Below are 10674 nucleotides of genomic sequence, written 5' to 3' on the forward strand. Positions count from 1 at the left end.
CGTCAAGGCCGGTTCCCGAGCCCGCACCCCATCAAACCCCACCAAAGCGCACCGATGTTCCCCAGACATTCCGTCATGACCTCATGGATTCCCCATGCTGCCTTGACGGAAAGCCTGGGCAGTCTGCGACCGTCCCACCTGAACGAGCTGCGCAGTCAGCGCGGCGGCGCCGTGGTGCCCCGCACCACCAGGCGAGGCGGGAGCAGGACTTGCGCCGCGTCGTCGGGCAGGGTTCGCCGCGCCTTGCCACTCGACGCCCCGGCACCCGACACCCCAGTGCCCGACGCCGCGTCCCCGGCCTCCAGCCGGGCCAGCAGCACGCGCGCGGCCTCCGCGCCGACGTCGCGGGAGCGGTCGTCCACCGTGGTGAGGTCAACGAGACGGGTCGCAGCGAGGTCGGTGTCGTCATAGCCCACCACGGAGAGGTCCTCAGGCACCCGCAACCCGAGCTCGCGGGCGGCGCCGAGCGCGCCGATGGCGACGAGGTCATTCGCCGCGAAGATCCCCGTGATCTCGGGGTTCTCGCGCAGCAGATCCAACGCGGCACGGTAGCCGCCGGCCTCCGTCCCGGTGCCCTCGCCCGTCTGTCGCACCATGCCGTGAGGGACCTGCTCGGCAAAGCTCGCGGCCCGCGCACACCCAGCGCCGCCCGGCACGGCCAGGTGCGCCAGGCGCGTGTGCCCCAATTCCCGCAAGTGCCCGACGGCGAGCGCGGCACCGGCCGCGTCATCGTTGGCCACCAGGGGCACCGATTCCGGGACGTGCAGGCGGCTCCCGACGACCACCGTGGGATCGGCGAGGTTCTCGAGTGCGCCGGGGTCCACGTCGCGGGCCACGACCAGGCCATCGGCACCGAGGGAGCGCAGTGTGGCGAGCGGGTCCCGGGAGCCCGCAGCCACAGAGTCAACCACGGAGAAGCGGTACCCGTGCGGGGCCATGTGCTGCGCCAGCCCGTCCAGCACGTCCACGAACCAGGGGTTGGAGAACTCGTCGATGAGCACACCGATGACGTGTGAGCGCGAGGCCGCCAGATCCGCGGCGGCACGCCGGGGGTGATAGTCCAGCTCGGCGATGGCCTGACGGACGGCCGCGGTGGAGGTCGGGGAGACCTTGTCCGAGCCGTTCAGCACCAGGGAGACCAGAGACTTGGAAACACCGGCGGCCTTCGCCACGTCGTAGATCGTGGGTCGTGATGAGGTCATGCGGAGGCTCCCTCCTGAAGGGCAACGGCGAACACGCCATCAGTCATATTGACGTGACAAAGTTTGTGGCTCTAGAGTCGATCCACGAGCCCTCTTTTGGAGCGCTCCAACGAACGACTTCCAGAATCCTACCGGCACCGTGGCCTGCTCCTAGTTTCGAGGGCCGTGGTACCCCGTCCTCGAGAGGATCCCCACCATGGCAACGAAGCCCTTAGGGATAGCCGTCATCGGCGCAGGCATGGCGGGCAAGGCGCACGCCGCCGCCTACCGTTCCGCCCCCACCGTGTTCGAGTCCACCCTTCCGGATCTCAACTACGTCTCCATCTGCGATGCCTACGAGCCGCTCGCGGCCTCTACGGCGAAGCGCTTCGGATTCAGCCGCCACGACACGGACTGGACGGCCATCGCCGCCGACCCGGACATCGACGTGGTCTCCGTGGTCGTGGCCAACAAGCTTCACCGCGAGATCGTGGAGGGCCTCCTCGCCGCCGGCAAGCACGTCCTGTGCGAGAAGCCCCTCTCCGACACCCTCGAGGACGCCCGCGCCATGGCTTCCGCCGCCGACGCGGCCGCCGGGCGCGGCCTGGTGGCCCGCGTGGGCCTCACCTTCCGCCGCTCCCCCGGCTTCGCCGCGATCCGGTCCCTGGTGGACCAGGGCGTGCTCGGAGACATCTACAACGTCTCCGGCGTCTACTGGACCGATTACGGCTCCGACCCGCAGGCGCCCATCGCCTGGCGATACAAGGGACCCAACGGCTCCGGCGCCCTGGCCGACGTCGGTTCCCACCTGACCTACCTCGCCGAGTTCGTGGGTGGCGGCGAGTTCACCACGGTTCGTGGAGCGACCCTGTCCACCGTGATCAAGCGCCGCCCCAAGCCGCTCGGCGCCGTGGTCGGCCACGAGAAGACGGCCGTGTCGGATGAATACGAGGACGTGGAGAACGACGACGTCGCCGCCTTCTCCGGCGACCTCTCCAACGGAGCCACCGCCACCCTGCAGATGTCACGCGTCGCCGCAGGCAACCCCAACGGCCTGGCCGTTGAGGTCTTCGGCTCCAAGGGGTCCGCGTCCTTCGACTTCCGCTCCCCCGGGCTGCTGAAGCTGCATCTCGCCGCCGGCGCCGATGAGCCGGCAGGCTTCAACGGCTACCGCGAGGTGGTCCTCGGCCCCGGCGCACCGTACTGGAAGGACGGCCTGGCCATGGACGCCCCCGGCGTGGCCGTGGGCCAGAACGAGGGCTTCGTCTACCAAGCCCGCGCCTTCCTGGAAGAGATCGCCGGCTTCCCGGAGTCCGACTCGCTGCCCCGCAACGCTGACTTCGCCGACGGCCTGCGCAACATGGAACTGATCGACGCCGTCTCCCGCTCCGCCGCGGAGCACGGCGCAGAGAAGGAGGTCTGAGCCATGAAGCTCGGCCTGTACAACGCGATCCTGCATGACCGCTCCCTGCAGGAGGCCATCGACTTCGTGGCGAGCGTGGGGCTCACCGGACTCGAGCTGAACTCCGGCGGCTTCCTGCCCGCGGTCCACATCCCCACCTATGACGACATCCTGGTCTCCGACACCGCTCGCGACGACTTCCTGGGCGCGTTCGACGGCACCGGGGTCGGGATCGCCGGGTTGAATGCCAACGGCAATCCGCTACACCCCAACCGTGCCATCGGCAACAAGCACGCCGAGGACGTGCGCCGTTCCATCCTGCTCGCCGAGCGCCTGGGCCAGCACCGCGTGGTCACCATGTCCGGCCTGCCCGGTGGCGAACCCGGCACCACACACCCGAACTGGATCGTCAACGCCTGGAACTCCGGTTCCCTGGACGTGCTGGACTACCAGTGGGACGTCGCCGCCGAGTTCTGGCGGGAGATGGACCGCTTCGCCGCCGATCATGACGTGAAGGTGGCCTTGGAACTGCACCCGCAGAACCTGGTGTTCAACTCCGCCGACGTGCACAAGCTGATCGATCTCACCGGCGCCACGCACGTTGGTGTGGAGCTGGACGCCTCCCACCTGTTCTGGCAGCAGATGGATCCGGTGGCCGTGGTGAATCACCTGGGTGAGCTGGTCTTCCACGCCGCCGCGAAGGACGTGCGGGTCAACCCGGAGCACGCCGCGATCAACGGCGTGCTGGACAACTCCTTCCGCCGCCTCTCCCCCGACGAGGAACGCACCAACCTGGGCGGCGACGAGTGGGCCAACGAGTGGCCCAAGAACGCGGCGTGGGACTTCGTTGCCCTGGGCAAGGGACACGACACCGCCTACTGGACCGAGTTCCTGCGTGCACTGCATGCCGTGGACCCGGAGATGTACGTCAACATCGAACACGAGGACGTCTCGCTGGGTCGCGAGGAGGGTGTGCAGGTCGCAGCCGAGGTGCTGAAGGCCGCCGACGCCGCGCTCTGATCCCCCCTGCCGACCACCGGCCACTGACGCCCAGGCTTTCCGTCACCGCAGCATGGTTTCTCCACGGGGCGGCGACGGAAAGCCTGGGGGGCGTCGCTGCTCCGGGGAACCACGGGAGAACCGGCATGATGGATGGCATGAACAGCGCACATGCCGTGGACCGCTTCTGGCAGCAGGCTCGGGCCGCACGCCCCGATCTACCTGAAGAACGCCCGGAGGCCTGGGCGTTCGGCGCCACACCCGAGCACGCTGACGACCTCCTGGAGCTTGTGCTCCGGGGCATCAAGACCGGCACCGCTTCCTCGCTCTGGGACTGCGAGCACGACGGAGAACCGGTCCCCGAGCCGGGCTCTCTCAGCATCATCCTGGACGGTCGCGATGTTCCGCGCGCCCTGATCCGTACCACCGATGTCCAGATCGTCCCCTTCAACGAGGTCACCGCAGACCATGCCGCGGCAGAGGGTGAGGGCGACCGCACCCTGGCCGACTGGCAGCAAGGGCATCGGTACTTCTGGGAGCACTACTCCACCGATCCACGCGGCTTCGCCCTCGACATGCCCGTGGTGTGCGAGCGCTTCGAGGTGGTCTGGGCGCCCCGTGAAGACGTCCAACCCGCCTGATCTGCGCCGCAGCCGAGGCTCTGCAGCCGCAGCAGCTCAATGGTGCCCCGCCCTGCCCAGACATTCCTTCATGACCGCATGGTTTCTCCATGCTGCGCTGGCGGAAAGTCTGGGCGGAATGCGCTTCGCCGGCACAGCGATTGGCTGCACCTGTGCGCACTCAACCAAACTGTGCTTGACTGTCATGTAAGGACATTAAGACAGATATGTTCAGCGGGGGCGCGCTACAGGGCGCACGAACACTGGGCAGGTTCAAGGAGGAACCCATGACCACATCCAAGCGCCTCGGCGTCGGTCTGATCTCGGTTGGATGGATGGGCAGACTCCATTCCAACGCGTACCTGGCGGCACCCCGCCACTTCCCCGATCTGGCCGCCCGCGCCGACCTCGTCGTCGCTGCCGATCCTGACGAGGGCGGCCGCAACCATGCCACGGACGCCCTGGGTTACCGCCGCGCCGTGGCCGATTATCACGACCTTCTCGCGGATCCCGAGGTGGACATCGTCTCCATCGCGTCCCCCAACTTCCTTCACCACCAGATTGCCATGGACACCATCGCGGCCGGCAAGCCGTTCTGGATCGAGAAGCCGATGGGCCGCGGCGCACAGGAGTCCAAGGAGATCGCCCAGGCCGCCGAGGCCGCGGGGCTGGTGACTTCCGTGGGCTTCAATTACCGACATGTCCCGGCCGTGGAGAAGCTGCGTCAGCTCGTCAGGGACGGCAGCCTGGGCACCATCACCAACGTGCGCTGTAATTTCATGGCCGACTACTCCAACGACCCCCTCGACGTGCTCACCTGGCGCTTCATCAATGCCAAGGCCGGCTCCGGTGTCTTCGGGGACCTGCTCTCCCACGGCTTCGATCTGGTGCAGTACACGGTGGGCGCCATCAAGTCGGTCTCTGCGCTGACCCGCACCTTCATTCCGGAACGCCCCCTCCCCGGCGCCGGTGATACCAACCGCTTCACGCTCGGCGACAACGGCGAGCGCGAGAACGCCCCCAAGGGCACCGTCGAGAACGAGGACTACGCCGCCGTGATGGCCCAGCTGGAGGGCAACGCGGTGGCGGTCTTCGAATCCACGCGCGTGGCCACCGGCCCGCACTCCGAGTACACGCTCGAGGTCTACGGGACGCGCGGAAGCGCCCGATGGAACTTCGAGCGCATGAACGAACTGCTTCTGGCTGATGACAAGGCCGGGTACCGCAACATCATGGCGGGCCCGTCCTTCCCCGGCTTCTCCGCCTTCCAGCCGGGCCCCGGCTGCAGTATGGGCTTCGACGACCTGAAGACCATTGAGGCCGCTCAGTTCCTCGAGTCCGTTGCCACCGGCCGGCAGCTTGCTCCTTCAGCGGCCGACGGCTGGGCCGCGGCCGAGATCGCCTCCGCCGCCTTGGCCTCCGCCGAGTCGGGTCGGTGGGTGGAGGTCGCCCCGGTGACCGGTCGCACCACGGTCTGATCATCCATCGGTGCATTTCCCTGTCCGACGGCGGGGCCCGCCTACCTCTCGTAGGTGGGCCCATGCCGTCGGACACCGGGCGCGCCTGCGGCGCATCGGGAATACACTGTGCGCATGTCCGGGGCGAGCACGGAAGCGTTGGTACGCAGTCCCCACCCGCGCCGGCGACCATTCGTGGGCGACTACGTCGGCTACGACGTCAGCGGGGCACGGGCCGGGACCCACCTCGGGCTGCCGTCAGGGAACCTGACGTTCATCGTGGCCAGAGGCTCCCGACACGGAGGCTCTGACTACGAGTAGTTCCCATTTGTTCAAGACCACCGTTGCAATGCACGTCCAGGATGGTGGCTGACGGGCCGAGAAAACGACATCGGTCCACGAAGATCAGGAGGCAAGCCATGGCCACGAACCAGCACAACTCCAACGTCTGGCCCACGTTCCGCGTCCGAGACGCACGGGCCGAGATCAAGTTCCTGCAGGAGGCCTTCGGTTTCGAGGTCGCCGCCCAGTATTCCAACGCCGACAACCCCGAGCTGATCGATCATGCGGAGCTCATGTGGCCGGAGGGAGGTGGAGGGGTGATGCTCGGGTCCCGTCGCGACGAGGGTGTCATGACCAACACCGGCGTGGGTGCGGCATCCATTTACATCGCAACCCAGAAGGTCGAGGAGCTCTACCACCGTGCCATCGCAGCTGGGGCCACGGAGATCATGGGGCTGACCGAACAGGACTACGGTTCCCTGGACTTCAGCGTGCAGGACCCGGAGGGTGTGCTCTGGAGCTTCGGAACCTATCGCGGAGCGCAGGAAAGCACAGCAGCCCAGGACTGAGCCGGCGAGGTGGCACACCCGGCAAACCCGGGTGTGCCACCCGTCAACGCCGAGGAATGGCACCATCCATCGGCGTTCTCGGTGGACTCAGCCCTGGACTTCACCGTCGACTCGGCTGAGGTGACCGTGCTCGGGATCCTCGTCAGCATCCACGTCGTGCGGGCCAACGGCCTTGCGCTTCCAGCCGGTCAGCGCAGCGATGATGGTGACGATGAACAGGCCCCAGGCGTAGGGGTTCATGAAGGACGTCCACAGGGACGGCAGCGGAATGTTCCAGTCATGCGAGGCGATGGTGAGCATCCCGAACCACGTGATCACCGAGCTGTGCCAGGGAATCGTGAAGTACAACGAGGTCACCGAGCAGTCCATCATGATGGCGCGCCGGGACGGAGCGATGCCGAACTTTCGGCCCATCGCATTCACGAAGCCGGGACCCACCACGAGTGCCGCGGCGGTGTTGTGGGAGATCGGCACCGACACCGCTGTGGTCACACCGATGATCGCCAGCTCCGCTGAACGCTTGCCCCTCACGAAGCGTCCGCAGAACTGCAGCAGCTTCTGGATGACTCCGGCCTCCACCATGATCTGGGACAGTCCGAGGATGATCAACACGAAGATCATCGTGTTGGCCACGGACGCGATACCGTCCTGGACCAAGCCCGAGGAATCCCCCTTCACCGCCGGGAAGTGGAAGATGTCGCCGAAGCTGAATCCGTTGGTGACCAGACCAAGGATCACAGCGGCGATGATGCCCCAGATGAAGGCCTCGATCATGTGCCTGTTGCGGAAGACCACGAAGATGAGCACCAGGAAGCTGAGGAACATCAACAGGCCCCATGGGTTGGTCTCGGTGCCGGGGGTGTTCTTCGCGGTGACCTCGCCGCCGCCACCGAAGACAAGCACAAAGACGATGGAGAAGGCCGCAGCAATCAGCACGAACGGGATGCGCGCCTTGACCACATCCTTGATCTCGGCCCCCTGACTGGCTGCGGAGGCGATCGTGGTGTCGGAGTGTGGGGAGCAGTTGTCACCGAAGCCGGCGCCGGCCAAGATCGCCACCGCCAGGACGGCGGGGTCACAGCCGAGCATGACACCCGCTGGATAGAGGACGGGCGTCATGGCCGCGGCCGTGCCCACGGATGTTCCGGTGGCCACTGAGAAGGCCATGGCGCAGATCAACGCCAGCACCGCGAAGGCCGCGCCGGTCACATGCAACTCCGTGCCGATCCACAGCAGGCCCTCCACGAGCCCACCCTCCTTCAGGAGCTGACCGAAGACGCCTGCGAAGAAGTAGAGCGTGATGACCACGGCGCCGTTGGAATTGCCGATGCCACGGATCAGCGCGCTGCAGTAGTCGCTCTTGGAGGCTGCGAAGAAGAAGCCGATGACGCAGGCGATCCAGGCCACCGCCCAGAACACCGGCATATCCGCACCGCCGGAAATGGTCAGCCCGATCATGCCGGCGATGAACAGCAGCAGCGGGACGGATCCGCCCAGCGCACCTCCGTACATCTTCAGTGGTGCTCTTTGGATGGATGACAAGACGGCTCCGAGGAAGTTGGTGAAGGTTGGGTACCGACGGCGGTGATGCCGCGAATGCGCGGTTCCGTGCCGATGGTTTACCTCCAGATCTACCACTGTTGTATTTCGGGCCAACAATCGGTTACCCGTGCCAGGGCGGCATTAGCCTGGACAGATGCCAGAGACCAACCACCCCGACTCCGAGAACCTTTCACTGCTCGCACCGACCTGGGCACCCAGCGCGCATGGGTACCGGGTCTTTCAGCGAAGAGAGCCCATCGGAACGGGCCTCGCATGGGACGAGGCGGCACGTCGGCTGCTGACGTGGGGCGTGAAGACGGCCAGCGGGTTCCGCGTGGACTCGTCGGACCCCGTGCGCTCGGGTGATCGCCAGAGCGTCCGCGCCTGGGTCATTCGCGAGCCGGTGGAGGTCACCGAGGTGGTGGAGGAACCGGACAGGGTGGCCTTCTCCTACCGCACCTTGCCCGGCCACCCCGTGCGCGGGGAGGAAGCCTTCATCCTGACCAGAGAGGACGGGGTGGCGGCACTGACCATCCGCTCACTCACCGCGCCGTCGAAATCGATGCCCTGGAGGCTCGCTTTCCCGGTGCTTCGGGTGGTTCAGCGGCTGGTGCGACGGCGCTACTTCAGGGCGCTGCGCTGACGGACGTCGAGTCCACTTTCGTCAACCCTGGCGCCCCTTGAAGCGCGGGTTGCGCTTGTTGATCACATAGGTGCGTCCCTTGCGACGAACCACCTGCGCTCCTGGCTGACGTTTGAGCGATGCCAACGAATTCCTGACCTTCATGTCACCTCCTTATTGAGAATGGTTAGCATTATGGCACCATCGTACATGGGCACTCACTCAGGCAGACTCAGACAAGGAGATCGACGTGGACATCATCAAGACCACCGCCGTCGTCGGAACGTGCGCACGGGAACGTAGCGCCTTCGCCCGCGACCTCGCTGCACTCACCGGGGATGCGCTCTGGTCCGCCGGCAGGCTCGGCCTCGTCCCGGACCCCATCGACGAGGCTGCGTCCCTCATCCCCTGGTTACGCATTCCGGGCGCCGACCTCGACACCTCCGCCATCCTGGAGTTCCCCGCCTCCGTGCCGGTTGAAGAGATCATCGCCCGGCTGGCCGAGACGCCGGAAGGAGGGCGGCTCACCCGCCTGATCTGTGTCGTGGACGTGGCTCACCTCCTCGCGGACCTGGCGTCGGAGTCCTACCTCCCCGTACCGGCCGACGGGCCAGGAGTGGACTACACCGGCATCGCCGCCATCACCGCCACGCAGCTGGAGTACTCCACCCACGTGGCACTGGTGAACACCGAGTACCTCGAGGCCGCCGAGCTGGGTCGGATCACCGGGCTCATCACGGCGCTCGCACCTGAGGCGACGCTGCTCCTGGAGACCCCGAAGGATTCCGGGCCTGCCTCGACGATCCCCACGCACAGCGAGAGACCCGGATGGGTCCACGTGCTCAACGACGACTCGGTCCCGGTGGCGCACCCGTCCGTGTCAGTTCTGCGATGGGAACAGATACGTCCCTTGCACCCGCGGCGGTTCGTGGAGCTCTTCGAAGACCACATCGAGCATGGACACTTCGGCCGCCTCGTCCGCTCGGCCGGCTTCCTGCGGCTGTCCACCCGCCCCGGCGTGACTGCGGGGTGGCAGCACGTCGGCTCACTCATGAGTCTGGAACCGATGCAGGATTCGGCAACACTGCAGCCTGACGACGAACTCCTGGCCTTGGGGCAGGACCTGGCCCTGATCGGTCTGGACCTCGACGAGCCCGCCCTGCGGGGCTGCGCTGGATGATGCGACCCTCACGGACGCCGAGCTCGAAGAGGGCCCTCATGCCTGGGCCACATACCCCGACCCATTCCCTGCCTGGGCCCCGATGAACGGCTGAGCGTCCTCCGGTAGCCTCGAAGAATGCCTCCTTTCGAGACAGCGTCAGCTTAACTGCAGCAACAAGGCTGGGTGCGCCTGGCCGGAACCGAGACCGGGTACTCGCGCGGCGTGCGCACTCTGCTAAAAGTCGTGTTGATCTTCGGCTACTCGGTCTTGGTCGCAGCGGTGCTGACCGTGCTCGTCCTGTGGCTGGTGGGCGTACACATCCACTCCCAGATCATCATCGGCGCAGTCGCCGTCGTTGTGATCGCTGGGTTGGCCCTGCTGATCCCAGCCTTCGTGCTGCGTTCCATGAACAGGTCCCGGACCAACGACGCGTTCGACGTGATCCTGGAGCCGAACGGGTTGACGCTGCGCGGCGTTGGCCCCATTCCATGGACCCATTTCGCTCCCGCACAGATGAAGCTGGTGATGTCCAAGCACGGCGGAGACGGGTACAAACGTCGGGCCGTGATGCCCCTGACCGATGCCGGCCTCGCAACCGTCAACGGTCCCCTGCACCCCGACCTACGTGATCGTCTCTTCTATGCGACCGGACCGGCCTGGAATTACCTGTACAGGTACATCGCAGTCCCAGGGGTGCAAGGAATGAATCGTCCCGGGTTTGATTGAGGGGAAGCCTGACATCCTGGAAGGATCCCCTCATGGCAGCACCACGGAAGTACCCAGCAGAGCTTCGGGAGCGAGCGACCCGACTGGCGGTCGAAGCCCGCCGCGACCCTGA

General features: G+C 66.4%; 11 protein-coding genes. 8 read left to right on the forward strand and 3 right to left on the reverse strand.

All coding sequences use genetic code 11. The features are described from left to right. Window positions 1-155 precede the first annotated feature (155 nt). Window positions 156-1202 (reverse strand): LacI family DNA-binding transcriptional regulator, encoded by a 1047-nt coding sequence (locus Q0A15_RS08105; RefSeq protein WP_291279021.1) that lies wholly within the window; start codon window positions 1200-1202, stop codon window positions 156-158. Window positions 1203-1398: 196 nt separating this feature from the next. Here Q0A15_RS08105 and Q0A15_RS08110 point away from each other — a divergent pair, with 196 nt between their 5' ends. From Q0A15_RS08110 to Q0A15_RS08130, 5 genes are all read left to right on the forward strand, one after another. Further along, window positions 1399-2604 carry a Gfo/Idh/MocA family oxidoreductase gene (locus tag Q0A15_RS08110; RefSeq protein WP_291279022.1) on the forward strand — a complete coding sequence of 402 codons (1206 nt, stop codon included), beginning with the start codon at window positions 1399-1401 and terminating at the stop codon, window positions 2602-2604. A gap of 3 nt (window positions 2605-2607) precedes the next feature. Continuing rightward, complete coding sequence (locus Q0A15_RS08115) at window positions 2608-3603, forward strand: sugar phosphate isomerase/epimerase (RefSeq protein ID WP_291279023.1); 996 nt, start codon at window positions 2608-2610, stop codon at window positions 3601-3603. 137 nt (window positions 3604-3740) lie between these two features. After that, window positions 3741-4223 (forward strand): ASCH domain-containing protein, encoded by a 483-nt coding sequence (locus Q0A15_RS08120; protein ID WP_291279024.1) that lies wholly within the window; start codon window positions 3741-3743, stop codon window positions 4221-4223. A gap of 266 nt (window positions 4224-4489) precedes the next feature. Next, entirely contained in the window at window positions 4490-5680 is a 1191-nt protein-coding gene (locus Q0A15_RS08125; RefSeq protein ID WP_291279025.1) for a Gfo/Idh/MocA family oxidoreductase, read from the forward strand. Window positions 5681-6078: 398 nt separating this feature from the next. Then, a complete protein-coding gene (locus Q0A15_RS08130; protein WP_291279026.1) occupies window positions 6079-6510 on the forward strand; it encodes a VOC family protein in 432 nt (143 codons plus the stop codon). Between the two features lie 87 nt (window positions 6511-6597). Here the strand turns inward: Q0A15_RS08130 and Q0A15_RS08135 are convergent, their stop codons facing one another. Beyond that, window positions 6598-8052, reverse strand: coding sequence for a Na+/H+ antiporter NhaC family protein (locus Q0A15_RS08135; protein WP_291279027.1), 1455 nt, complete (start codon window positions 8050-8052; stop codon window positions 6598-6600). Window positions 8053-8206: 154 nt separating this feature from the next. Here Q0A15_RS08135 and Q0A15_RS08140 point away from each other — a divergent pair, with 154 nt between their 5' ends. After that, window positions 8207-8695 carry a DUF1990 family protein gene (locus Q0A15_RS08140; RefSeq protein WP_291279028.1) on the forward strand — a complete coding sequence of 163 codons (489 nt, stop codon included), beginning with the start codon at window positions 8207-8209 and terminating at the stop codon, window positions 8693-8695. Between the two features lie 21 nt (window positions 8696-8716). On the opposite strand, the gene ykgO is transcribed toward Q0A15_RS08140, so the two are convergent. Next, on the reverse strand, window positions 8717-8839 hold the full coding sequence (gene ykgO, locus Q0A15_RS08145) for a type B 50S ribosomal protein L36 (protein ID WP_291279029.1): 123 nt from the start codon (window positions 8837-8839) through the stop codon (window positions 8717-8719). Between the two features lie 85 nt (window positions 8840-8924). Between ykgO and Q0A15_RS08150 the strand changes: the two genes are divergently transcribed. After that, the gene (locus tag Q0A15_RS08150) at window positions 8925-9854 is read left to right on the forward strand and encodes a GTP-binding protein (protein ID WP_291279030.1); all 930 of its coding nucleotides are present in this window, start codon (window positions 8925-8927) and stop codon (window positions 9852-9854) included. Window positions 9855-10019: 165 nt separating this feature from the next. After that, window positions 10020-10562 carry a hypothetical protein gene (locus Q0A15_RS08155; RefSeq protein ID WP_291279031.1) on the forward strand — a complete coding sequence of 181 codons (543 nt, stop codon included), beginning with the start codon at window positions 10020-10022 and terminating at the stop codon, window positions 10560-10562. Window positions 10563-10674: the final 112 nt, after the last annotated feature.

Origin of the sequence: Galactobacter sp., from assembly GCF_022712295.1 — a bacterium.
Classification (GTDB): Bacteria; Actinomycetota; Actinomycetes; order Actinomycetales; family Micrococcaceae; genus Galactobacter.